Source organism: Microbacterium sp. 22303 (assembly GCF_052045265.1).
Taxonomy (GTDB): Bacteria; Actinomycetota; Actinomycetes; order Actinomycetales; family Microbacteriaceae; genus Microbacterium.
Genome location: NZ_JBQEOQ010000003.1, coordinates 344,421 through 367,820, shown reverse-complemented (window position 1 = coordinate 367,820; position 23,400 = coordinate 344,421). Strand labels below are relative to the sequence as shown.

The window sequence follows — 23,400 nt, the reverse complement described above, 5'->3', positions numbered from 1 at the left end:
TCTGGGACGAGCGGCCCGCTCGTCAGGCGAAAGCGCTCATCCCGGTGATGTCGCGGCCGATCAGCAGGGCCTGCACGCTCTCGGTGCCCTCGTAGGTGTGGATCGCTTCGATGTCGGCCATGTGCTGCATGACGCCGTTCTCGAGCAGGATCCCATTGCCGCCGAGCAGATCGCGCGCCGTCGACGCGATACGTCGTGCGGCACGGGTGTTGTGGAACTTCGCCAGGGACGCCTGCGTGGGGCGGAGCGTGCCGGCCTCGTCCATGTCCGCCATGCGGCGGCAGTACAGCTGCATCGCGGTGAGCTCCTCGAGCATGTGCGTGAGCCGCTCCTGGACCATCTGGAACTTCGCGAGCGGCTTGCCGAACTGCACCCGGGTCTTCGCGTAAGCGAGGGCGGCCTCGTAGCAGGCGGTGGCGTGCCCGAGCGCCGACCAGGCGACGCCGGAACGCGTGGCGTACAGCACGATCGAGGCGTCCTTGAAGCTGCGCGTGCCGGGCAGCACCGCGTCCAGCGGCACGCGCACGTCGTCCAGGCGGATGTGCGCCTGGTGGATGCCGCGCAGCGACACCTTGCCCGTGATGACCGAGCCGAGGTATCCGGGGCGCTCCTGCTCGACGACGAAGCACCGCACGGATCCGTGCTCGGCCGCGCCCTCGTCGTCGATGCGCGCCCAGACGAAGGTGATGCCGCCGGAGGCGCCGTTGCCGATCCATTTCTTCGCGCCGCGCAGGACCCACGCGTCGCCGTCGCGCCGCGCGACGGTCTCGAGCGAGACGGAATCGGATCCGTGATCGGGCTCGGTGAGCGCGAAGGATCCGAGCACGGATCCTTCGGCGAGCGGGACGAGCCAGCGGTCCTGCTGCTCGGGGCTGCCGAACAGGGCGAGCGTGCGCAGAGCGAGCCCGCCCTGCACGGCGAGGACGGTGCCGAGGGAGCCGTCGCCGCGGGAGATCTCCATGTTCACGAGCCCCGCTGCGAGAGGGCTCATGCGAGTGAGGGCGGGGTGGACGATGCCGTCCACGACGAGGTCCATCTCGCCCATGCGGCGCGCGACGGCGAGCGGGTACTCGGCACGATCCCACGCGTCCTGCATCTGCGAGCCGACCTCGTCGACGTAGGCCTGCGCCCGCTCCCAGTGCGCACGGTCGGCGGAGGGGATGTCGGAGAAGACCTCGTAGTAGTCGGTGCCGCAGCGTCCGGTCACGTCGTAGGAGGTGACGGCTTCGCCGGGGAAGAGGGCGTCGTTGCTCATGGGGTCTCCATCCGGGGGAGTGAGACTCAGTCTCAAGATTCATGAGACAGCGTACCGTCTATCGACTGCTTTCGCGCACCCCGACGGCGCCGCGCTGCGGCGGGCGGGAGGTGGGCCGACTGCGGGTCAGCCCAGCTCGTCGCGCAGGCGACGGGTGATCTCCGCCATGGGCATCGAGCGTGGGAACACGGCGACGACCACCGAGTCCTCGCCAGGATCCGCCGCGGCGTCTGGATGCACGCCGTAGCGGCGCAGCACGTCGTCGAGTGCGCGACGCAGAGCTGCGGCCGAGGTACGGGATCCGCGCAGCAGCCGGCGCAGCACGTGGTTGTGCACGGCCGTCACGAGCGCGGCGAACCCGACCGCGTCGAGCGGATCCAGATCCGGCATCGAGCGGCGCAGGTACTCGTCGAACAGGCGCTCGTAACGGAACACCGTCACGATCTCGCGGTCGCGCAGCGTGGGAACGTCGCGGACCACCTGGTAGCGCAGCCGTGCCATCTCCGGGTCGGCGGCGAAGGCGCGGAACACCATCAGCGACCCATCGCACACCGCCGTCCAGGGGTTGGCGTGCGGGCGCTCGAGGTAGCGGCGCAAGCCGTCGAGGAGCTCCTCATGATCGGCGAAGACGACGTCGTCCTTGCCCCCGAACTGCCGGAAGAAGGTGGAGCGGGAGATGCCTGCGGCCTTGGCGATCTGTTCGACCGAGGTCGAATCGAAGCCCTGGGCAGAGAACAGCTCGAGCGCAGCGCGCACCACGGCGGTGCGAGCGGGGGACACGTCGGCGTGCTCGGTCATAAAAGGAGAGCCTAGTTGTCAGGATCCTGCGCCGGGAATGCTGAGTCATCGGACGTCGCGGGGGCCCGACCGATGGCTGGGTGCGCGGTCAAGAAGCGCGATTCCGCGGTAGTAGGCTGGCCTATCGGGTCGACTCACATCGACACCCGACAGAATTCCTGTCGCGTCCCATTCGTCGCAACCAGCGAAGGACTGCACGTGGACCTCTACGAGTACCAGGCACGAGACCTTTTCGAGAAGTACGGGGTGCCGGTTCTCGCCGGCATCGTCGCCGACACCCCTGAGGAGGTGAAGGCAGCAGCGGAGAAGCTCGGTGGCGTGGTCGTCGTCAAGGCGCAGGTCAAGACCGGTGGCCGCGGCAAGGCAGGTGGCGTCAAGGTCGCCAAGAACCCCGACGAGGCGTACGAGGCCGCCAAGGCGATCCTGGGTCTGGACATCAAGGGCCACGTCGTCAAGCGCGTCATGGTCGCCGCCGGCGCCCGCATCGCCCGCGAGTTCTACTTCTCGGTGCTGCTGGACCGCTCCAATCGCTCCTACCTGAGCCTCGCCTCGGTCGAGGGCGGCATGGAGATCGAGCAGCTCGCGGTCGAGAAGCCCGAGGCTCTCGCCCGCGTCGAGGTCAACCCGCTCGAGGGCATCACCCTCGACAAGGCCCTCGAGATCGCCAAGGCCGGGAACTTCGAGCCGGGCCTGGCCGAGAAGGTCGCCGACGTCTTCGTGAAGCTGTTCGAGGTCTACAAGGGCGAGGACGCGACCCTGGTCGAGGTCAACCCCCTCGTGCAGACCGAGGAGGGCGACATCATCGCCCTCGACGGCAAGGTCACCCTCGACGACAACGCCAGCGAGGTGCGCCACCCCGAGCACGAGGAGCTCGCCGACAAGGCGACCGAGAACCCGCTCGAGGCCAAGGCCAAGGAGTCGGGCCTGAACTACGTCAAGCTCGACGGCCAGGTCGGCATCATCGGCAACGGCGCGGGTCTGGTCATGTCGACCCTCGACGTCGTCGCGTACGCCGGCGAGAACCACGGTGGCGTGAAGCCCGCGAACTTCCTGGACATCGGCGGCGGCGCGAACGCGCAGGTCATGGCCAGCGGTCTGGACGTCATCCTGAACGACGAGCAGGTCAAGAGCGTGTTCGTGAACGTCTTCGGCGGCATCACCAGCTGCGTGGCCGTGGCAGAGGGCATCGTCAAGGCGCTCGAGATCCTCGGCGACGCCGCCACCAAGCCGCTCGTCGTGCGTCTCGACGGCAACCAGGTCGAAGAGGGCCGTGCGATCCTCGCCGCCGCCAACCACCCGCTCGTCACGCTCGCCGCCACCATGGACGAGGGCGCGGACAAGGCCGCCGAGCTGGCGAACGCCTGATCCGGCTTCCGAGACAAGGACAACGAACATGTCGATCTACCTCAACAAGGACTCCAAGGTCATCGTCCAGGGCATCACGGGCGGCGAGGGCACCAAGCACACCGCCCTCATGCTGAAGGCGGGCACGAACGTCGTCGGCGGCGTGAACGCGCGCAAGGCCGGAACCACGGTCTCGCACACCGACAAGGACGGCAACGCCGTGGAGCTGCCGGTGTTCGCCTCCGTCGCCGAGGCCATCGAGAAGACGGGCGCCAACGTGTCGGTCGCCTTCGTGCCGCCGGCGTTCACGAAGGACGCGATGGTCGAGGCCATCGACAGCGAGATCCCGCTGCTCGTGGTCATCACCGAGGGTGTGCCGGTCGGCGACTCCGCCGAGGCGTGGGCGTACGCGACCGAGAAGGGCAACAAGACCCGCATCATCGGTCCGAACTGCCCCGGCATCATCACTCCGGGCGAGGCGCTCGCGGGCATCACCCCGGCGAACATCACCGGCAAGGGCCCGATCGGTCTCGTCTCGAAGTCGGGCACGCTGACCTACCAGATGATGTTCGAGCTGCGCGACCTGGGCTTCTCCACCGCGATCGGCATCGGCGGCGACCCGGTCATCGGCACCACGCACATCGACGCGCTCGCCGCGTTCGAGGCCGACCCCGAGACCAAGGCGATCGTGATGATCGGCGAGATCGGCGGCGATGCCGAGGAGCGCGCGGCCGAGTTCATCAAGGCCAACGTCACCAAGCCCGTCGTCGGCTATGTCGCAGGCTTCACCGCGCCCGAGGGCAAGACGATGGGCCACGCCGGCGCCATCGTCTCCGGCTCCGCGGGCACCGCGCAGGCGAAGAAGGAGGCCCTCGAGGCCGCCGGTGTCAAGGTCGGCAAGACGCCGTCCGAGACCGCCGCCCTGCTCCGCGAGGTCTACGCCGCGCTGTAAGCATCACGACGAGGGGCTCCGGGCGATCTGCTCGGGGCCCCTCGTCGATTCCCGTCGCTCCGCCGGGTTCAGACCGGATCCGCGAACGCGCGCCGGTGCGCGCCCGGGGTGGTGCCGAAGCGCGCCCGGAAGTGATGGCGCAGGGTCACCGCACCGCCGAAGCCCGTGCGCGTCGCGACGGCCTCGATCGGCAGACCGGACGTCTCGAGCAGTCGCCGCGCCTCGTCCAGGCGGCGCTGCAGCAGCCAGTCGCCGGGGCTGGTGCCCGTGCGGTCGCGGAAGCGCCGGGTGAACGTGCGCCGGGAGAGGTGCACGGAGCCGGCCCAGGCGTCGATAGGCGGGGGTTCGGCGATCCGTCCCAGAGCCCAGGTGATGGCCCGGTCGATCTCGTCCCCCTCGGGGTCGGCGGCGAGGGGGCGGGACAGGAACTGGGCCTGCGAACCCTCCCGGTGCGGGGCCATCACGAGTGAGCGTGCGAGGTCGGCGGCGACGGCGCTGCCGAGCTCGGTGCGGACGATGTGCAGGCAGCAGTCCAGCGCCGCCGCCACCCCGGCCGAGGTGACCACGTCGCCGAGGTCGGTCCACAGCGCCTCGCAGCGCACAGTGAGCTCGGGATGCCGGGCGGCGAGCTGAGGCCCCGCCGACCAGTGCGTGGACACCTCCCTGCCGTCGGCGATGCCGCTCGCGGCGACGACGAACGTCCCGAGGCACAGGCCCAGGATCCGCGCGCCGCGGGCGTGCGCTTTGCGGACGGCGTCGAGCAGCGCGGCACTGGGCGCGACCTCCGGATCCCAGCTCGGAATCACGACGAGGTCGGCGGACGCGAACGCTTCGAGCCCCTCCGTCACGACGAGGTCCAGCCCCGCGGCGGTGCGCACCGGACCGGGCGTCTCCGCGACGGTCACCGTGCGATAGGCGGCCTCGACCGAACGCACTCCGACGCCGCCGAAGACCATCAGCGGCACGGACAGATGGAACGGGCTGATCCCGGGGAAGGCGAGGACGGCGGCGCGGCGCATGGCCCGATCTTATCGAAGAGTGTCGTCAGGGCCACTCCCGCGGCCGAACGGACGTCGCCACGATGGATCCATGACCGAGAACTCCGTGACCCTGACCCTGGTCGGTGGGCCGACCGCGATCATCGAATACGCCGGCTTGCGCCTGCTGACCGATCCGACTTTCGACGCACCGCGCAGCTACGACGGCGGCATCGCCCTGCACAAGCTGAGCGGGCCTGCGCTCGGCGCCGATGCGGTGGGTGCGATCGACGCCGTGCTGCTCTCGCACGATCAGCACCCCGACAACCTCGACGAGGCCGGGCGGACCTTCCTGCCGCGCGCGGGCGCCGTGCTCTCCACCCCGGAGGCGGCCGGCCGCATCGACGGCGTGACGGGGCTCTCCGCGTGGCAGACTCATCGCTTCGGCGATGTCGAGGTGACCGCGGTGCCGGCGCTGCATGGACCGGAGGGCGCCGAGGCGCTGTCCGGCACCGTGACCGGTTTCGTGCTGCGTGCGCCGGAGCGACCGGTCGTCTACGTTTCGGGCGACAACGCCTCGGTCGAACTCGTCGCAGACATCGCGGCGAGGATCGGACGGATCGACATCGCCGTGCTCTTCGCCGGAGCGGCCAACGTCGGGCGGTTCGGCGACGCCGACCTCACCCTCAACGCGCGCACCGCGGTCGCCGCCGCGCGCGAGCTGGGCGACGCCGTCATCGTGCCCGTGCACGCCGAGGGCTGGCACCACTTCTCCGAGACCCGCGAGCGCCTGGTGCGCGAGTTCGGCTACGCAGGGCTGGCCGATCGCCTACGCGTGCCGGAGGCCGGGGTGCCGCTCGTGCTCTGACGGCGTGGCGGTGGTCCGACGGCGCGGCGGCGCGAGACCGTCCAACCACATCGAGACCCCCTCTCAGGATCGAGGCCCCCTCCCAGGAGCGTTCCCGGAAGGGGGCCTCGACGCCGTGAGGGGGCCTCGAGCGGATCCTGGCGATCCAGCGGGCCCAGCGGATAGCGGATCCGGTCAGGCGCCGAGCAGCGCCTCGATGGGACCGCGGGCGAAGAACAGCACGAATCCGACACCGACCACCCACAGCAGCGGGTGGATCGTCTTGATCCGGCCGGTGAGCGCGTTGACGACGATCCAACTGACGAAACCGGCGCCGATGCCGTTGGCGATCGAGTAGGTCATCGGCATGACCGTGACCGTGAGGAACACCGGCAGCAGCACGCGGAAGTCGCCGAGGTCGATGTTCTTGATCTGGGAGAGCATCATGGCGCCGACGAGCACGAGCGCGGCCGCGGCGACAGCGCTGGGCACGAGGGCGGTGAGCGGCGTGAAGAACATCGCGAGCAGGAACAGCGCGCCCGTGATCGTCGTCGCAAGGCCTGTGCGCGCACCTTCGCCGATGCCCGCGCCGGATTCGACGAACACCGTCGCGGACGAGGACGACGTGCCGCCGCCGACGATCGCGCCGACGCCCTCGACGACCAGGGCCGCCTTGATACGGGGGAAGTCGCCCTTCTCGTCGGCCAGGTCGGCCTCCTTCGCCAGGCCGGTCATCGTGCCCATCGCATCGAAGAAGTTCGAGAACAGCAGGGTGAAGACGAACATGACCAGGGCGACGCCGCCGACCTTGGCGAGGTCGAAGCCGAAGTCGACCCGGCCGATCAGGCTCAGGTCGGGGATGCTCACGATGCTGCCCGTGAAGCCGAAGTCCTGGCCGAACGGCCAGATGAGGTTCACGATCGCGGCGAGCACGGTGCCGCCCACGAGCGCGATGAGGATCGCCCCCTTGACGCGCAGGGCGATGAGCGCCCCACCGATCAGGAGGGTGAGGACGAACAGCAGCGTGGGGATCGAGGCCACGGATCCGCCGACGCCGAGGTCGACCGGGGGAGAGGCCTGCTTCGTCGAGGTCACGAAACCGGCGTTCACGAACCCGATGAAGGCGATGAAGAGGCCGATGCCGACCGTGATGGCGAGCTTGAGCTGCACGGGCACGGCGTCGAAGATCAGCTTGCGCAGGCCGGTCGCGGCGAGCAGGACGATGATGACGCCGTTGATCATGACGAGGGCCATGGCCTCGGGCCAGGTGATCGATTTGACCACCGTGAACGCGAGGAAGGCGTTGATGCCGAGCCCGGCCGCGAATGCGAACGGCAGGCGGGCGATCAGTCCGAACAGGATCGTCATGACGCCGGCGGTCAGCGCCGTGGCGGCCGCGACGGCTGCGCCGGGCAGCGTATGGCCCGCGACATCGGCGGTGGACAGGATGATCGGATTGAGGATCACGATGTAGGCCATCGTCACGAACGTGACGATGCCTCCGCGGATCTCGGTGCCGAGGGTGGATCCGCGCTTGGTGATCTCGAAGAAGCGGTCGACGGCGTTCTTCGGCTCGGTTGCGGTCGGGTCGGACACGGGCGGGGGGGCTGTTGTCATGGGAGACCTCCGCGGAAGACCGTATCGCGTCGCGGATGCGGTCCGTGCGCCGCGCGGACGATCTCGGCCGCGGCGGCCGTCCGCGGCAGGCGTTCGACGCTCCGTTTCCGCGCGCCCGTCAGGGCCGCCGAGGCGGAGCACGTAGGCTCGAAACCGTCATGCAACGCCTCCTCATCGTGCTCCTGGCGGCGGTCGATGCGATCGTCGCCGCGGCCATCGGCCTCGCCGTGCTGCTCGCTCCGCTCACGGTGATCTGGGCGATCGCATTCGGTGCGAGCGCCGACTGGGGAGCGCTCTGGCCGAGTGCCGCGACGCTCTGGCAGTTCGGGCACGGCGTGCCCCTCGCGGTCGCACTGCCTGATGCGCTGGTGCGGGCGGTCGGGCTGGATCCGTCCGCGGCGTCCTTCGCCCTCTCGGTGCCTCCGCTTCTCTTCCTCGGGTTCACCGCGATCTTCGCAGCGCGCTCGGGGCGCCGAGCAGCGCTCGCCGGATCGTGGCTCACCGGCGTGGCGAGCGGCACGGCGGTCTTCGCCGTGATCTCTGTGTTCGCGGCGCTGACGGGCGGGCTCGGGGTGCTGAAGGCGCCGCTGTGGCTCGCGATCCTGTTCCCGCCGCTGGTGTTCCTGTGCGGCGCTCTCGCCGGGGCGGTCGCCACGGCGTGGGGCGAGGGCGACGGCGGCCTCGTCGACCGTCTGCAGGACGCGATGGACCGCTGGCCCGACTGGGCGCACGTCCCCGGTGACATCGTGCGCGGCGCCGCGGCGGCCGTGGCCGGCGTGGTCGGCGCGGCGGGGCTCGCCGTCGCCGTCACGGCGCTGTTCCGCGGCGGTCAGATCGTGGCGCTGTTCGAATCACTGCGTGCCGACCCGCTCGGCGTGGTCGTGATCGGGCTCGCTCAGCTGGCCTACCTGCCGACGCTCGTGGCATGGGCCGTGGCATGGATCGCCGGCCCCGGCTTCGCGATCGGTGCCGGAACCGCGGTCTCACCCGCGGGCACCGTACTGGGCGTGGTGCCCGGTGTGCCCGTGCTGGGCCTCGTGCCCGACTCGTCCTCGCCGTGGCTCCTCATCGTCGTGCTCGTGCCGGCGGCCGCGGGTGCTTTCGCGGGGTGGCTGATCCGCTCGCGGCAGGTGTCGGCGGGGGCGGAGGCCGGGATCGGCTCCCGCCTGGCGACCGCGGTCGGGATCGCCGTGCTCGCGGGCGGCTTCGGCGCGCTGCTGGCGGCGCTGTCCTCCGGATCCCTCGGCCCCGGCCGGCTGGCGGTCGCGGGACCGGATCCGGGTCCGGTCGCGCTCGCCCTCGGGCTGGAGGTGCTGGTCGGTGCCGCGATCCTGCTGCTCGCACCCCGTCGGCACGGCGATGTCGACGCCGCGTGGATCGACGACGATCGGGTCTGAACGGCGGGTGCGTCTCGGGGGACGGCGCCCTCTTGGCTCCCGGCTAGACTGTCTGGGTGCTGACGGTCGCCGTTCTCATCTCGGGCACCGGCTCGAATCTTCGTGCCCTCCTCGACGCGGCCGCCGACCCCGGATTTCCGGCTCGCATCATCGTTATCGGCGCCGATCGGGAGGCCGACGGTCTCGCCCACGCCGAGGCGTACGGGATCCCCTCCTTCGTCGTGCCGTGGGAGGCATTCGACAGCCGCGAAGCCTGGGGTGCCGAGCTCGATGCCCAGCTCAAGGTCTGGCGACCGGACCTCATCGTGCTCAGCGGGCTCATGCGGCTGCTGCCGCGCGACGTCGTCGCGGCCTGGTCTCCGAACATCATCAACACGCACCCGGCATTCCTGCCCGAGTTCCCCGGAGCGCACGGCGTGCGCGACGCGCTCGCGGCCGGGGTGAGCGAGACCGGCGCCAGCGTGATCGTGGTCGACGACGGCGTCGACAGCGGGCCGATCCTGGCGCAGGAGCGCGTACCGGTGCACGAGGGCGACACCGAGTCCGCCCTGCATGAGCGCATCAAGCCCGTCGAGCGGCGCCTGCTGATCGACACCGTCCGCCGTATCGCCGAAGGATCCCTGGATCTCGGCGCCCGCCCCCACGATCTCGGATCCTCATCGGCCCAGGCCGCTGACGAGAACTGACGCCTACCCGGAAGGAACCCCGATGGCCGGTCCCGCCCACGACCCGTCCCTCTACCGCCCCCGTGACGCTGTGCGCATCCGTCGCGCACTGATATCGGTCAGCGACAAGACCGGCCTGGTCCCGCTCGCGCAGGCTCTCGCGGCAAGCGGTATCGAGATCGTCTCGACCGGATCCACGGCCCAGACCATTCGTGATGCGGGCCTGGAGGTCACCGACGTCGCGACGGTGACGGGCGTCGCCGAGATGCTCGACGGCCGTGTGAAGACGCTGCACCCGTCCATCCACGGCGCGGTGCTCGCGGATCTCCGCCTGGAGGACCACGAGCGCCAGCTGGCCGAACTGGGGATCAGCCCGTTCGAGCTCGTCGTGGTGAACCTGTACCCGTTCGTGCAGACCGTGGCCTCTGGCGCGGTCGGCGACGACGTGGTCGAGCAGATCGACATCGGCGGCCCCGCCATGGTGCGCGCCGCGGCGAAGAACCACGCCAACGTCGCCATCGTGGTCTCGCCCGAGTCCTACCCCTCGCTCATCCGCTCGATCGACGAGGGCGGCACGACGCTCGCGCAGCGCCGCGAGCTGGCTGCACGTGCGTTCGCGCACACGGCGGCCTACGACACCGCCGTCGCGCAGTGGTTCTCGGACGGCACGCTGTCGAGCGATGGCGAACTGCCCGAGCAGCTCACGATCTCGGCCTCCCGCCTCGCCACGCTGCGCTACGGCGAGAACTCGCACCAGCGCGCCGCGATCTACACGCGCGCCGGCGGGCACGGCATCGCCCAGGCGACGCAGCTGCAGGGCAAGGAGATGTCGTACAACAACTACGTCGACGCCGACGCGGCCCTGCGCGCGGCCTATGACATGGTGCACCCGGCGGTCGCGATCATCAAGCACGCCAACCCGTGCGGGATCGCGACGACGGCTCCCAACGCTCTGGATCCGATCGCGAGCGCGCACCTGCGCGCCCACGAATGCGACCCCGTCTCGGCCTACGGCGGCGTGATCGCGGCCAACGGCACCGTGACGCTGAAGATGGCGGAGAACCTCAAGGACATCTTCACCGAGGTCATCGTCGCCCCGGCCTTCGAGCCGGCGGCGCTCGAGGTGTTCAAGGCGAAGAAGAACCTGCGTCTGCTGCAGCTGCCGGACGACTGGCAGCAGGAGCGCATGGACGTGCGCCTCGTCTCGGGCGGCCTGCTGCTGCAGGATGCGGACCGGTTCCCCGACGACATCCAGTCCGTCGCGAACGGCTGGGAGCTGGTCTCGGGCGAGCGCCCCGATGAGCTCGAGATGGAGAACCTCATCTTCGCGTGGAAGGCGTGCCGCGCCGTGAAGTCCAACGCGATCGTGCTGTCCAAGGGCAACGCCACGGTCGGCGTCGGCATGGGCCAGGTCAACCGCGTCGACTCGTGCCGTCTCGCGGTCGAGCGTGCGGGCGACCGTGCGGCCGGATCCGTCGCCGCCTCCGACGCGTTCTTCCCGTTCGCCGACGGCGCGCAGGTGCTCATCGACGCGGGCGTCACCGCGATCGTGCAGCCGGGCGGATCCGTGCGCGATGAGGAGGTCGTGGCCGCTGCCCGCAAGGCCGGCGTCGCGATGTTCTTCACGGGGGAGCGCCACTTCTTCCACTGAGCCCGGGAGGGTCCTGCGGGGCCGACAGGCTCCCACTGTCATGTCCGATTTCCGCGAGCCTGCGGGATTCGGACATGTCAGAGTGGAGGCATGAGCTTCCTCGGTATGACCTTCGACGAGCGGTATCGCGCGATCGATGCGCGCGACACCCGCTTCGACGGGCAGTTCGTCACGGCGGTGCGCTCGACCGGCATCTATTGCCGTCCGAGCTGCCCGGCGCGCACGCCTAAACCCGAGAACGTCACGTTCTTCCCGACCAGCGCCGCCGCGCACGAGGCCGGCTACCGCGCCTGCAAGCGCTGCCTGCCGGAGGCCGCCCCTGGCTCACCCGAGTGGAACCTGCGCGGCGATGTCGCGGCCCGGGCCATGCGCCTCATCGCGGATGGGGTCGTCGAGCGGGAGGGCGTGCCGGGGCTCGCCGCGCGGCTCGGCTACTCCTCGCGCCACCTCACCCGGCTGCTCGCCGGGGAGCTCGGTGCGGGTCCGCTCGCCCTCGCCCGCGCCCACCGTGCGCACACCGCCCGGATGCTCCTGGTCGGCACCGACCTGCCGATCGCCGACGTCGCATTCTCCGCAGGGTTCGCGAGCGTGCGCCAGTTCAACGACACCGTGCGCGAAGTCTTCGGCCTGGCGCCGGGGGAGTTGCGCGCCCGGCGCCCTTCGACAGACTCTGGGACCGGACGAGATGCGACGGCTGCGGCGACCGCGGTGCCCGGTGAGATCGACCTGCTGCTGCCGTACCGCAGGCCGTTCGACGCGGAGGGCCTGTTCGCGTGGATGCGTGCACGGGCACTCCCCGGGGTCGAGGAGGTGGGCGAGCGCCGTTTCTCCCGCCACCTGCGATTGGACGGCGGGCCGGGCTGGTTCGAGCTGAGTCTCGATGACGCCGACCGGCTGCACCTGCGCGCCCGGCTGGCGCAGCTCGCCGACCTCGCGCCCGTGGTCGCCCGCGCCCGTCGCCTCTTCGACTTGGACGCGGATCCGCTGGCGGTCGATGCCGCCCTGTCCGCGCATGAGCGGCTCGCCCCGTTGGTGGCGCACGTCCCGGGCATCAGAGTGCCAGGGGCCGCGGATCCGCATGAGATGCTCATCCGCGCCATGATCGGGCAGCAGATCACGGTCGCCGCCGCGCGCACCACGCTGACACTGCTCGCCCAGGAGCTGGGAGAGCGGGTCGGATCCGCCGATGACGCGCAGGGGGAGGGAATCCTGTTCCCCACCATGGCCGCGATCGCCGAGCACGGGCACGAGGTGCTGCGCGGGCCGGCGGCGCGGATCAGGGCGGTCACCGGAGCCGCCGCCGCCCTCGCCGACGGCTCGCTGTGGCTGACGCTCGGCGATGACGGCGAGGCGCAGCGTGCCGCGCTGCTGGCGATGCCCGGGATCGGGCCGTGGACGGCCGACTACGTGCGGATGCGTGTACTCGGCGATCCCGACGTGTTCCTGCCCGGCGACGTCGCGGCCCGCGCGGGAGCGGGTGCAGCCGGCCTGCCCTCGGAGGCGGGGCCCCTGGACGCGTGGGCCGCTCGCACGGCGCCCTGGCGCAGCTACCTCACCGCGCACCTCTGGCGCGCGGTCCCGCCGAAGGCTGTCAAGAACGCCAGGAACGCCACGACGGCTGCGACCGGCGCCGGCGCATCGAGCGCCGTCGACGCCGTCCGCTCCGACACCACCAAGACCACTCAGACCATCTCGATCACGGAAGGCTCGAAATGACCGCCATCATCCAGACCATCGACACCCCCGACGGCCCGTTCACGATTCTCGCCGACGAGCAGGACCGCGTGCTCGCGTCCGGCTGGACCGCCGATCACGAGGCGATCCTGCACCGCCTCGCGGAGAAGAACCGGCCCGCGGACGTCGTCGAGGGCCCGACTGCGGCGGCCGACGCGGTCGCCGCGTACTACGCCGGCGACGTCACCGCCATCGACGCCGTCGAAGTGCACCAGTTCGGCACCGACATGCAGAGCGCGGGCTGGGAGGCGCTGCGTCGGATCACCCCCGGGGAACCGCTCACCTACACCGAGTTCGCCGTCGCCCTGGGCAAGCCGGGCGCCGTGCGTCCCGCCGCCTCGATCTGCGCGCGCAACGCGCCCGCCCTGTTCGTGCCCTGCCACCGTGTGCTGCGCACCGACGGCACCCTCGGCGGCTTCGCCTGGGGGGAGGACGTCAAGCGCCGCCTGCTGGATCGGGAGGCGGCGCACGCGATCGTCGCGTAGCGGATCCGTATCCTGGCTCTACTCCTCCCGTCGTCCACGCCCCCTCCTGCTGTCCGAGCCCCCTCGTACGGGCGAACGCTGGAGGGGGCGCGGGCGCGCAGAGGGGGCCTCGACGCGCCGACGGGGGCCAAACCGGATCCGGCGGATCGGGAATGGATGCAGCACGCCGGATGCTGCCCTCAGTACCGGAGAGCCGTGCGAGGGCGACGGCCCGGGACGGGTCCACGGCGGCCGTGAGATCGGTTTCGGGAAAACGCTTGCGTTCAGGCGGTTCACAAACATAGGCTGGACGGCTGTCGCGTCAACCGACCGGCGGCCGTCGAACCGAGGAGGACACCATGCCCACGATCACCACTGCATCGTCGATCAGCGCTGTCGCCGGTTCGCCCCTCGCCCCGGCCGAGGACTGACTCGGAGCCACCCGCTCACGGCGGAACCTCTGCGTCTTCTCGGACGTCCGGCGGCTCAGGGCCGCTGAACCGCTCCGACCCCCTCAGGCCCCACCGGCCGCTCATCGCACGGATGTCTCGCATCCGCTCCTTCTCGTCCCCTGTCGTCCCTCCTGTCACGTAACTGCTGAGAATCATGTCTGAAGAATCCACGTCGTCCTCATCCGCCTCCACACTCTCCACGCCCCGTGCGCTCGCGCGCCTGGCGCCCTTCGTGAAGCCCGTCGCCTGGCGCCTCGTCGGGGGCGGTGCGTCTGCTCTGGCCGCCGCCGTGATCGCGCTGTGCGTGCCGCTGCTGCTGCAGGTCGTGCTCGAAGGCCCCATCGCCACCGGCGAGATCGGCGCCATCATCTGGGGTGCGGTCGCCGTCACGGTGCTCGCCCTCGGCGAGGCGATCATGGTGTGGTTGCGTCGCCAGTTCGTGCTGAACCCCGCCACGCAGGTGGAGTACCGCATGCGCACGCAGCTGTACTCGAACCTGCAGCGCCTGCCGGTCGCGTTCCACGACCGCTGGCAGTCGGGCCAGCTGCTCAGCCGCATGATGCAGGATATCGGCCTGATCCGCCGCTGGCTCGCCTTCGGTCTGGTGCTGCTCGTCGTCAACCTGCTCACCATCGTGATCGGCGCGGCGCTGCTGTTCCGCTGGCACTGGCTGCTCGGCACGATCTTCCTGATCACTGCCGTGCCGCTGTGGATCTCGGGCTTCCTGTTCGAGAAGCGCTACGGCGTGCTCACGCGGCGCAGCCAGGACCAGGCCGGCGATCTCGCCACGAGCGTCGAGGAGAGCGTGCACGGCATCCGCGTGCTGAAGGCTTTCGGACGCGGCAAGCACGCGCTCGTCAAGTTCGCGCGCCAGGCCGAGTCGCTGCGCGAGACCGAGCTGAGCAAGGCCCGTTCCGTGGGCTGGATCTGGTTCTGGCTCGTGCTGATGCCCGAGATCGCGTTCGCGCTCAACCTCGTGGCCGGCATCTGGCTGATCGCCCAGGGCGCCCTGAACGCGCCGGAGCTGTTCGCCTACTTCGCGATGGCGACCGTGCTGCGCTGGCCGATCGAGTCGATCGGCTTCCTGTTCTCGTTCATGCTCGACGCGCGCACGGCCACCGATCGCGTGTTCGAGATCTACGACGAGCAGAACACGATCACGGATCCGGAGAGCCCGGTGAGCATCGCCGAGCCCCGGGGCGAGCTCGCGTTCGAGGGCGCCCGCTTCCGCTACCAGGACGCCCGCCCGCACGAACGCGACCTGCTCGACGGCATCGACCTGGTGCTGCGCCCGGGCGAGACGATGGCCCTGGTCGGCATCACCGGATCCGGCAAGACGACGCTCACGACCCTCCCGACGCGTCTGTACGACGTGACCGGCGGACGGGTGACGCTCGACGGCGTGGACGTGCGCGACCTGACGCTGGCCGAGCTGCGCACGCACATCGCGATGGCGTTCGAGGACGCGACGCTGTTCTCGGCCACCGTGCGCGAGAACGTGCTGCTCGGCCGGGCGGACCTCGACATCCACAGCCCTGAGGCCGAGCGCGTGCTCCGGGAAGCGCTCGATGTGGCGCAGGCCGCCTTCGTCGACACGCTCCCCGAGGGCGTCGAGACGATGATCGGCGAGGAGGGGCTGAGCCTGTCCGGCGGACAGCGTCAGCGCCTCGCACTCGCCCGTGCCGTCGCGGCCAAGCCCAAGGTGCTCGTGCTGGACGATCCGCTCTCCGCGCTCGACGTCGACACCGAGGCGCTCGTCGAGGAGGCGCTGCGCCACGTGCTCGCCGAGACGACGGCGCTCATCGTCGCGCACCGCCCCTCGACCGTCGCCCTCGCCGATCGCGTCGCGCTGCTGCAGAACGGCAGGGTGACGGCCGTGGGCGCGCACTCGGAGCTGCTGCGCACGAGCGCGCATTACCGGCATGTGATCTCGAGCCTCGAGGCCGAGGAGGCCGCGCGCACGGGGGCGATCCCCGTGATCCGGGAGGCGGTCCCGGGGGTTGCGCCCGCCGCCGAGGCGCTCGACGAGATCGCCCCCGATACCCACGCCCAGAACGAGGAGGTGCAGGCATGAGCGTCATCGGAACTCAGGACGAGGACCGCTCCGACCTCACGCACGAGGAGAGCCGCGCGATCCGCCGCCGCTCGCTGCGGCTGTTCGGATCCCTGATCGCGCCGCTGAAGGTGCAGATCACGCTCACCGCGCTGGTGCTGGTGGTCTCGACGGCTGCCCAGGTCGCGGGCCCCGCGCTGATCGCGTACGGGCTCAACACGGCGCTGCCGGCGGTGCTGAAGCACGCGGACTGGATGCCGACCATCGTGGTCGGCATCGCCTTCCTCGTGATCGGCGCGCTCGGATCCGCCCTGATCGGCTGGTATGCGGTGCTCACCGCGCGCATCACGCAGGCGGTGCTGCTCGATCTGCGCAAGCGCATGTTCCTGCACACGCAGCGGCTGAGCCTCGAGTTCCACGAGAGCTACACCTCGGGCCGGATCATCTCGCGTCAGACGAGCGACCTGGACTCCATCCGGGAGCTGCTCGACGGCGGTCTGAACCAGCTCGTGTCCGGGCTGCTCTACGGCCTCTTCACGTTCATCGCGCTCGTCCTCGTGGACTGGGAGTCGGGCGTGGTGCTGGTGCTCGCCGGCATCCCGCTGGTGTACCTGATGCGCTGGTTCTACCAGCGCTCGCAGCTCGTGTACCGCGAGTCGCGCGTGATCAGCGCGAAGGTCATCGTGCAGTTCGTGGAGACGATGACCGGCATCCGCGCCGTGAAGGCGTTCCGCAAGGAGCCCCGCAACGACGTGTCGTTCCAGGAGGTCGCCGGCGACTACCGCGATGTGAACCGCCGTTCGATGCTGCTGTTCGGCACGTTCGAGCCGGGACTCATGGCGGTCGCGGCGCTCACCCTCGGCGTGGTCGTGGTGTGGGGCGGCGTGCGGATGGCGAGCGGCGAGATCCAGGTCGGCATCCTGCTGGCTGCGGTGCTGTACGTGCGCAACTTCTTCGCGCCCATGCAGGAGATCGCGATGTTCCTGAACTCCTTCCAGTCCGCCACGGCGGCGCTGGAGAAGGTGTCGGGAGTGCTCGACGAGGTGCCGACCGTTCCGGACCCGGTCAAGGCCGTCGACCTCTGGGAGTCGAGGGGGCACGTGCGCTTCGACGACGTCGAGTTCGGCTACGCCCAGGACCGGGTGATCCTGCCCGACTTCTCCCTGGACATCCCGGCGGGGCAGACGATCGCGCTGGTCGGCACGACAGGTGCGGGAAAGTCGACCCTGGCGAAGCTCGTGTCGCGCTTCTACGACCCGACCGCGGGCGCGGTGACCCTCGACGGTGTGGATCTGCGTGATCTGCATCCGAAGGACCTGCGTCGGGCGATCGTCATGGTCACGCAGGAGGCCTACCTGTTCAGCGGCACGGTCGCCGACAACATCGCGCTCGGCAAGCCCGACGCGACGATGGAGGAGATCCGGGCCGCCGCGCGGGCCGTGGGCGCCGATGCGTTCATCGACTCGCTTCCCGACGGGTACGAGACCGACGTGAACAAGCGCGGCGGCCGCGTCTCGGCGGGGCAGCGTCAGCTGATCTCGTTCGCGCGGGCCTTCCTCGCCGACCCCGCCGTGCTGATCCTCGACGAGGCGACCGCCTCGCTGGACATCCCGTCGGAGCGTCTGATCCAGGACGCGCTGCAGACGCTGCTCGCCGACCGCACCGCGATCATCATCGCGCACCGCCTGTCGACGGTCGCGATCGCCGATCGAGTGCTGGTCATGGAGCACGGCCGGATCATCGAGGACGACGCCCCGGATGTCCTCATCGCCGGCACGGGCAAGTTCGCGCAGCTGCATGCCGCGTGGCAGCAGACGCTGGTGTAGTCGCTCGAGCGCCGCGCGTCCTTCTTCGTTGTCTGCTGATCGGAGTGCATGGTCGGAGCAATTCGATTCACGCGTGGAACGGGGCGAGATGCGCGCCGCGGGCGATCGCTGCAACGAGGATCCGCTCGACGTTGTGCCAGTCGTACAAGATCTGCGCGTAGGAGAAGCGGAGCACGGTGTAGCCGCGCAGGCGCAGCTCGGCGTCGTGCGCGATGTCGCGTGTGCGGTCCGCCGATGACGAGTGGTACGCCCAGCCATCGACCTGGACCACGAGGTGCGTCCCGATGACGAAGTCCCCACATCGTGGCCGGCGAGGTGTACTTGGAAGCGCAGGCGTACGCCCCAACCGCTCAGCCGCACGTGGAAGATCGTCTCGAGCGAAGACCCTGTGTCCCCGCGAACGTGCTCGAGGACGCGACGCGCGGCTGAGCTGCGCCAGCCCACCTGTCTCAGCGATTCCAGCGTCATGGCCTCCCTGCGGATCGCCGACTCCCAGATGGCCGTCGCGTGGTCGAGGTCGAAGCACGCCGCGGCGTGGGCGAGTGCGTCTTCGAAGGACGCTTCCAATGATCGAGGCCGGCGGGGGCCGAGTGGCTTGGTCCAGTGGGCCCGCAACCCGACATCCCGGATCGATTCATGTGCGGGAAGGTGCAGATGCAGCATCTCCTCGGTGTCGGGCGGCACCCACCATCCCCGTCGTCGTGCAAGGGACACGCACGTGACCGCGCCTCCGGCCTCGGCCGCTCGCACCAGATCCACCGGAGCCGAGGGGATGGCGATCCACCGGGCGCGGATGCGCTGCACTCCGCCCGCGCGGATGGCGGCTCGCACGCGGGGAGGGGCGAATCCCGCGGCCGCGGCATCGTCACGGTGCCCGATGCCATCACGATGAGAGAGCCAGGTGAGCAGGTCCATGCCGACAGCCTGCAATGCGGCTTCAGTGCGGGAGAGCCGGTCTGCGGAACCGGGGTGGAGATCGCGTCCGCACGCAGTTGTGGAGGACGAGCTCCCACTCGGCAGACGGAACGAGATCCGCCACACGTTTTGCAGGACGCCCGCAACTCTGCAGGATGGATCCGGAGGATCTGACCTGTGGAAATGCAAATGCCCTGCGGAGTTGCGAACGCCGCGTTCCCGAGCGGAGAGCTCGGGGCGGCCGGATCCGTGGGCGATGTGCGCGGATCGCGGATCTGTAGGCTCGAGGCGTGGATCCGTTCTGGGCCTTCGCCGCGGAGTTCTGGTGGACCGCACCGGTCGTCGCCGGGGCGGGGGCGGTGAGCGTGCTCGGTGCACGCCGCGGGGCCGCCGGGGGACGCCGGCTGGGCTATGACGCCTCGCGCCTCGACCTGCAGGCCGCGCAGCGGATCGCGACGGAAGCGCGCCTCCGGGTGCGGGTCGCGCGGGCCGAGCTCGCGGGCCTCGTCGCGGGGCGGGCGGCGGGATCCGCGCACGCGGCCGAGGTGGCCGATGCCCGGCGCGCCCTGCGCGAGGCCGAGACGGGCGCCAGAGCCGCGGCGGCCTCGGTGCGGGCGCGACGAGCGCAGGTAGAGGCGGCGCGGGCGGACCTGGCGCTGAACGCGGATCCGCGGCGTCGTCCGCTGCCGCGCGCGATGGCGGCGCATGACGCGGTCGTGGCGCGCTGGATGGCCTACGAGACGGATCCAGCGAAGCTCATCGCATACCCCACCATCGGCGACGCCCGCGATCCGTCCACCGCCGCGTTCCTGCTCGCGATGGACGAGGCGCGGCAGGCGCGCCCGGATCCTGCCCGCCGCGTCGCCCCGGCCGAGTTCGGCGCCTACCGCGACGCGGTGGCCCGCCTCGAGCGCGCGTTCGACCTCGCCGAGCGCGACGCGCATGCCCGTGCCGAGGGCAGGGACCCGGAGCGCGAGCGCGCATCGCGCGGGACCGGATGGCAGGACACCGCCCAGCACGTGATCGCGCTGTCGGCCGAGGCTCTGGATCGGGCGGCCGATGCGGCGGCCTCGGCGATCGCCGCGTGGAACGCACGCGAGCGCGGACCGAAGCCGCGCAACCAGAACGACTGAGCGCAGGGGGCGCGATGCGTTCTGGAGGACGATGTCGCTTCTGAAGGACGTACCGGTCGGATCCGTCCTTCAGACGTGCAAACGTCCTGTGGAGTTCAGGATGACACGGGACGGATCACAGGGCGGCGACGTCCGGTTCGCCTGCTCATCGGGGAGAGAAGACGACGGGGCTTCGATGGGGGAGGGGATTCGAAACCCCGCCGCCGATCACAGCGTACGCGTGTCGCGGGCGCGCCGGGGTGCAGAACCGGGCGCGCCGGGGTCAGAAGCGGATCTCTGCGATGACTTCGGCGTATTCGGTCTGGCCGACCGGCGTGAAACCGACGCGTTCGAAGAACGCCTCGGGGCCTCCCGTGCCCGCCTCGTAGATCACGTTCAGGTGCTGGAAGCCGCGTGCACGGGCCTCGGCGATGAGGCTCTCCACGGCGAACCGGCCGACGCCGCGCCCCTGGTCGTCGGCGTCCACGTTGATGCGCCACAGCACGGAGCGGAAGTGCTCCTCCGGGGCATCGGGATCGAAGTTGGCGCTGACGAAGCCGACGACCTCGTCGCCGTCCAGCACGACCCGCTGCCAGCTCGTCTGCGGATTCATGACGGTCGCTGCGATCCCGTACGAGACGGGCGCGAGGTACTGCTCCTGCCCGGGCTTGAGGGAGAGGTTGTTGACGGCGACGATCGTCGCCGCGGACAGTTCGACCAGTCGCAGTTCCGTCATGGACAACAGGCTAAACCCTGGATGGGCCTCGTGACGGTCCGAGCCGAAACGTGGGGATAAGTTCATCTGCGCGGCACCGGGCGTGCGGATGGGGCCGGGCGCACGCGCGTGCAGGAACCGACGAACCTCGCTCGGGAACCGACCGAGGGCAGGTATCTTGGTATCGAGACAAATCCGCGCGATACCCCGCGCGCGCATCGCGCGAGGCCGCTGTCTGAAACCCTTCCTGCGTGAAACGGAGACCCCGGTGACCGACGACGCCATCATCTACACCTACACGGACGAGGCGCCGGCACTGGCCACCGCCTCGCTGCTGCCGATCGTCCAGGCCTACGCCCACCAGGCGGGCGTCGACATCGAGACCCGCGACATCTCGCTCGCAGGTCGGATCCTCGCGACGTTCCCGGAGCGTCTGAGCGCCGGCCAGGCCGTGGGCGACGCGCTCGCCGAACTCGGCGGGCTCGCTACGACGCCCGAGGCGAACATCATCAAGCTCCCGAACATCTCGGCCTCCATCCCGCAGCTCAAGGCGGCGATCGCCGAGCTGCAGAAGCAGGGCTTCGACGTCCCGGACTACCCGGACGACGCGACGACGGTCGAGGAGAAGGATATCCGCGCCCGGTACGACCGCATCAAGGGGTCCGCCGTGAACCCGGTGCTGCGCGAGGGCAACAGCGACCGCCGCGCCCCGCTCGCGGTGAAGAACTACGCGAAGAAGCACCCGCACCGCAACAAGGCCTTCGCCAACGGATCCAAGACGCATGTCGCGACGCTCGGACACGACGACTTCAAGGCGAACGAGCGCAGCTGGGTCTCCCCGGGCGATGACGTGCTCACCATCCAGCACGTCTCCGCCGACGGGCAGGTCACCGTCCTGAAGGAGAACCTCAAGGTGCTCCCGGGCGAGATCGTCGACGCGACCTTCCTGAACGCCGCGGCCCTCGACGCCTTCCTCGCCGAGACCCTCGCCGAGGCGAAGGCCGAGGACGTGCTCTACTCGGTGCACCTCAAGGCGACGATGATGAAGGTCTCGGATCCGATCATCTTCGGCCATGTCGTGCGCGCCTACTTCGCGGACGTCTTCGCCCAGTACGGCGACAAGCTCGCCGCGGCGGGCCTGACCGCCAACGACGGGCTCGGTTCCATCCTCGCCGGACTCGCCGGCATCGAGGGCGGCGAGGAGATCGCGGCGGCATTCGCGGCGGCTATGGAGAACGGCCCGCGCCTGAGCTACGTCAACTCGGACAAGGGCATCACCAACCTGCACGTCCCGAGCGACGTGATCGTCGACGCCTCGATGCCCGCCCTCGTCCGCAACGGGGGCAAGCTCTGGGGCAAGGACGGCGGAGAGGACGACACCCTCGCCGTCATCCCGGACTCGTCGTACGCCGGCGTCTACCAGGCCACGATCGAGGACGTCATCGCGAACGGCCCGCTGGACCCGGCGACGATCGGGACCGTGCCGAACGTCGGCCTCATGGCCCAGGCGGCCGAGGAGTACGGCAGCCACGACAAGACCTTCGAGATCGCCGCCGACGGGCGCGTCCAGGTCCTCACCTCGGCGGGCGATGTCGTGCTGGAGCACGAGGTGCACAAGGGTGACATCTGGCGCGCCACGCAGACCAAGGACGTCCCGGTTCGCGATTGGGTCAAGCTCGCCGTGAGCCGAGCCCGCGCCACCGGAGCGCCCGCCGTGTTCTGGCTGAACCCGGACCGCTCGCACGACGCGGCGCTCATCGCCAAGGTGACCGAGTACCTCAAGGACTACGACACCGACGGCCTGACGATCGAGATCCTCACCCCGGAGGAGGCGACGCGCTACTCGCTCGCCCGGATGCGCAAGGGCGAGGACATCATCTCGGTCACGGGCAACGTGCTGCGCGACTACCTCACCGACCTGTTCCCGATCCTCGAGGTCGGCACCAGCGCGAAGATGCTGAGCATCGTCCCGCTGCTCGCCGGCGGCGGCCTGTTCGAGACCGGTGCGGGAGGATCCGCCCCGAAGCACGTGCAGCAGCTCGTCGAGGAGAACTACCTGCGGTGGGACTCGCTGGGTGAGTTCTTCGCGCTCGCCGCGTCGTTCGAGCACTTCGCCGACCGCACGGGCAACGCCAAGGCCGCGATCCTGGCGAAGACGCTCGACGCCGCGACGGGCACGTTCCTCGAGAACGACCGTTCGCCGGGCCGCGCTCTCGGCACGATCGACAACCGCGGCAGCCACTTCTACCTCGCCCTGTACTGGGCGCAGGAGCTGGCGAAGCAGACCGAGGACGCCGAACTCGCGGCCGCGTTCGCGCCGGTCGCCGCCGCGCTCGCCGCGGATGAGGAGCGCATCGTCTCCGAGCTCACCGCGGTGCAGGGCAAGCCTGCCGAGATCGGCGGCTACTACCGCCCCGACGGCGCCCTCGTGGCGAAGATCATGCGTCCGTCGGCGACGCTGAACGCGGTCATCGACGGCCTGAACTGACAGCACGACGAAGGGGGCGGATGCTGCGGCATCCGCCCCCTTCGTCATTCCGTCCGGCGAGCCGTCGCATCGCGTCGCGCCGGGCACGAGAAGGGGCCCGCCGCGCGATGCGACGAGCCCCGTCCGGACGAGAGATCC

Annotated in this window: 18 protein-coding genes; 12 read left to right on the top strand and 6 right to left on the bottom strand. The window is 70.4% G+C overall.

Features of this window, described 5'->3' with window-relative positions; genetic code table 11:
- Positions 1-22: 22 nt before the first annotated feature.
- Entirely contained in the window at positions 23-1,255 is a 1,233-nt protein-coding gene (locus ACTJI8_RS11185; RefSeq protein ID WP_440733517.1) for an acyl-CoA dehydrogenase family protein, read from the bottom strand.
- Positions 1,256-1,381: 126 nt separating this feature from the next.
- A complete protein-coding gene (locus ACTJI8_RS11180; RefSeq protein ID WP_440733516.1) occupies positions 1,382-2,053 on the bottom strand; it encodes a TetR/AcrR family transcriptional regulator in 672 nt (223 codons plus the stop codon).
- Between the two features lie 198 nt (positions 2,054-2,251).
- On the opposite strand from ACTJI8_RS11180, the gene sucC reads away from it, so the two are divergent.
- The gene (gene sucC / locus ACTJI8_RS11175) at positions 2,252-3,418 is read left to right on the top strand and encodes an ADP-forming succinate--CoA ligase subunit beta (protein WP_440733515.1); all 1,167 of its coding nucleotides are present in this window, start codon (positions 2,252-2,254) and stop codon (positions 3,416-3,418) included.
- A 28-nt stretch (positions 3,419-3,446) separates the two neighbouring features.
- Positions 3,447-4,349 carry a succinate--CoA ligase subunit alpha gene (sucD, locus tag ACTJI8_RS11170; protein WP_440733514.1) on the top strand — a complete coding sequence of 301 codons (903 nt, stop codon included), beginning with the start codon at positions 3,447-3,449 and terminating at the stop codon, positions 4,347-4,349.
- Positions 4,350-4,417: 68 nt separating this feature from the next.
- On the opposite strand, the gene ACTJI8_RS11165 is transcribed toward sucD, so the two are convergent.
- Entirely contained in the window at positions 4,418-5,368 is a 951-nt protein-coding gene (locus ACTJI8_RS11165) for a GlxA family transcriptional regulator (RefSeq protein WP_440733513.1), read from the bottom strand.
- Positions 5,369-5,438: 70 nt separating this feature from the next.
- Between ACTJI8_RS11165 and ACTJI8_RS11160 the strand changes: the two genes are divergently transcribed.
- Positions 5,439-6,194: an MBL fold metallo-hydrolase gene (locus ACTJI8_RS11160; protein ID WP_440733512.1), complete on the top strand. Its 756-nt coding sequence runs from the start codon at positions 5,439-5,441 to the stop codon at positions 6,192-6,194.
- Between the two features lie 174 nt (positions 6,195-6,368).
- On the opposite strand, the gene ACTJI8_RS11155 is transcribed toward ACTJI8_RS11160, so the two are convergent.
- Positions 6,369-7,790, bottom strand: a complete 1,422-nt coding sequence (locus tag ACTJI8_RS11155) for an NCS2 family permease (protein WP_440733511.1) — start codon at positions 7,788-7,790, stop codon at positions 6,369-6,371.
- Positions 7,791-7,948: 158 nt separating this feature from the next.
- Here ACTJI8_RS11155 and ACTJI8_RS11150 point away from each other — a divergent pair, with 158 nt between their 5' ends.
- The 7 genes from ACTJI8_RS11150 (at position 7,949) to ACTJI8_RS11120 (ending at position 18,032) form a co-directional block, all read left to right on the top strand.
- A complete protein-coding gene (locus ACTJI8_RS11150) occupies positions 7,949-9,187 on the top strand; it encodes a cell division protein PerM (RefSeq protein ID WP_440733510.1) in 1,239 nt (412 codons plus the stop codon).
- Between the two features lie 56 nt (positions 9,188-9,243).
- Positions 9,244-9,873 carry a phosphoribosylglycinamide formyltransferase gene (gene purN / locus ACTJI8_RS11145; RefSeq protein ID WP_440733509.1) on the top strand — a complete coding sequence of 210 codons (630 nt, stop codon included), beginning with the start codon at positions 9,244-9,246 and terminating at the stop codon, positions 9,871-9,873.
- A 22-nt stretch (positions 9,874-9,895) separates the two neighbouring features.
- Positions 9,896-11,503: a bifunctional phosphoribosylaminoimidazolecarboxamide formyltransferase/IMP cyclohydrolase gene (gene purH, locus ACTJI8_RS11140; protein ID WP_440733508.1), complete on the top strand. Its 1,608-nt coding sequence runs from the start codon at positions 9,896-9,898 to the stop codon at positions 11,501-11,503.
- A 90-nt stretch (positions 11,504-11,593) separates the two neighbouring features.
- Positions 11,594-13,219, top strand: coding sequence for a DNA-3-methyladenine glycosylase 2 family protein (locus ACTJI8_RS11135; protein WP_440733507.1), 1,626 nt, complete (start codon positions 11,594-11,596; stop codon positions 13,217-13,219).
- Positions 13,216-13,722 (top strand): methylated-DNA--[protein]-cysteine S-methyltransferase, encoded by a 507-nt coding sequence (locus tag ACTJI8_RS11130; protein ID WP_440733506.1) that lies wholly within the window; start codon positions 13,216-13,218, stop codon positions 13,720-13,722. Before ACTJI8_RS11135 ends, ACTJI8_RS11130 begins: the two co-directional genes overlap by 4 nt.
- A 585-nt stretch (positions 13,723-14,307) precedes the next feature.
- On the top strand, positions 14,308-16,227 hold the full coding sequence (locus ACTJI8_RS11125; RefSeq protein ID WP_440733505.1) for an ABC transporter ATP-binding protein: 1,920 nt from the start codon (positions 14,308-14,310) through the stop codon (positions 16,225-16,227).
- Entirely contained in the window at positions 16,224-18,032 is a 1,809-nt protein-coding gene (locus tag ACTJI8_RS11120; RefSeq protein ID WP_440733504.1) for an ABC transporter ATP-binding protein, read from the top strand. The genes ACTJI8_RS11125 and ACTJI8_RS11120 overlap by 4 nt, the downstream gene beginning before the upstream one ends.
- A gap of 67 nt (positions 18,033-18,099) precedes the next feature.
- Here the strand turns inward: ACTJI8_RS11120 and ACTJI8_RS11115 are convergent, their stop codons facing one another.
- Positions 18,100-18,303 carry a DUF559 domain-containing protein gene (locus tag ACTJI8_RS11115; RefSeq protein ID WP_440733503.1) on the bottom strand — a complete coding sequence of 68 codons (204 nt, stop codon included), beginning with the start codon at positions 18,301-18,303 and terminating at the stop codon, positions 18,100-18,102.
- 934 nt (positions 18,304-19,237) lie between these two features.
- Between ACTJI8_RS11115 and ACTJI8_RS11110 the strand changes: the two genes are divergently transcribed.
- The gene (locus tag ACTJI8_RS11110) at positions 19,238-20,080 is read left to right on the top strand and encodes a hypothetical protein (protein ID WP_440733502.1); all 843 of its coding nucleotides are present in this window, start codon (positions 19,238-19,240) and stop codon (positions 20,078-20,080) included.
- 262 nt (positions 20,081-20,342) lie between these two features.
- Here the strand turns inward: ACTJI8_RS11110 and ACTJI8_RS11105 are convergent, their stop codons facing one another.
- On the bottom strand, positions 20,343-20,795 hold the full coding sequence (locus ACTJI8_RS11105; protein WP_440733501.1) for an N-acetyltransferase family protein: 453 nt from the start codon (positions 20,793-20,795) through the stop codon (positions 20,343-20,345).
- 247 nt (positions 20,796-21,042) lie between these two features.
- On the opposite strand from ACTJI8_RS11105, the gene ACTJI8_RS11100 reads away from it, so the two are divergent.
- Positions 21,043-23,262, top strand: a complete 2,220-nt coding sequence (locus ACTJI8_RS11100; protein WP_440733500.1) for an NADP-dependent isocitrate dehydrogenase — start codon at positions 21,043-21,045, stop codon at positions 23,260-23,262.
- The last annotated feature ends 138 nt before the right edge of the window (positions 23,263-23,400 follow it).

Excerpts from the sequence above, each read along its gene's own strand:
- ACTJI8_RS11185 (WP_440733517.1), bottom strand. The coding sequence starts at position 1,255 with ATGAGCAACGACGCCCTCTTCCCCGGCGAAGCCGTCACCTCCTACGAC.
- ACTJI8_RS11180 (WP_440733516.1), bottom strand. The coding sequence starts at position 2,053 with ATGACCGAGCACGCCGACGTGTCCCCCGCTCGCACCGCCGTGGTGCGC.
- sucD (WP_440733514.1), top strand. The coding sequence starts at position 3,447 with ATGTCGATCTACCTCAACAAGGACTCCAAGGTCATCGTCCAGGGCATC.
- ACTJI8_RS11165 (WP_440733513.1), bottom strand. The coding sequence starts at position 5,368 with ATGCGCCGCGCCGCCGTCCTCGCCTTCCCCGGGATCAGCCCGTTCCAT.
- ACTJI8_RS11160 (WP_440733512.1), top strand. The coding sequence starts at position 5,439 with ATGACCGAGAACTCCGTGACCCTGACCCTGGTCGGTGGGCCGACCGCG.
- ACTJI8_RS11155 (WP_440733511.1), bottom strand. The coding sequence starts at position 7,790 with ATGACAACAGCCCCCCCGCCCGTGTCCGACCCGACCGCAACCGAGCCG.
- ACTJI8_RS11150 (WP_440733510.1), top strand. The coding sequence starts at position 7,949 with ATGCAACGCCTCCTCATCGTGCTCCTGGCGGCGGTCGATGCGATCGTC.
- purH (WP_440733508.1), top strand. The coding sequence starts at position 9,896 with ATGGCCGGTCCCGCCCACGACCCGTCCCTCTACCGCCCCCGTGACGCT.
- ACTJI8_RS11135 (WP_440733507.1), top strand. The coding sequence starts at position 11,594 with ATGAGCTTCCTCGGTATGACCTTCGACGAGCGGTATCGCGCGATCGAT.
- ACTJI8_RS11130 (WP_440733506.1), top strand. The coding sequence starts at position 13,216 with ATGACCGCCATCATCCAGACCATCGACACCCCCGACGGCCCGTTCACG.
- ACTJI8_RS11125 (WP_440733505.1), top strand. The coding sequence starts at position 14,308 with ATGTCTGAAGAATCCACGTCGTCCTCATCCGCCTCCACACTCTCCACG.
- ACTJI8_RS11120 (WP_440733504.1), top strand. The coding sequence starts at position 16,224 with ATGAGCGTCATCGGAACTCAGGACGAGGACCGCTCCGACCTCACGCAC.
- ACTJI8_RS11105 (WP_440733501.1), bottom strand. The coding sequence starts at position 20,795 with ATGACGGAACTGCGACTGGTCGAACTGTCCGCGGCGACGATCGTCGCC.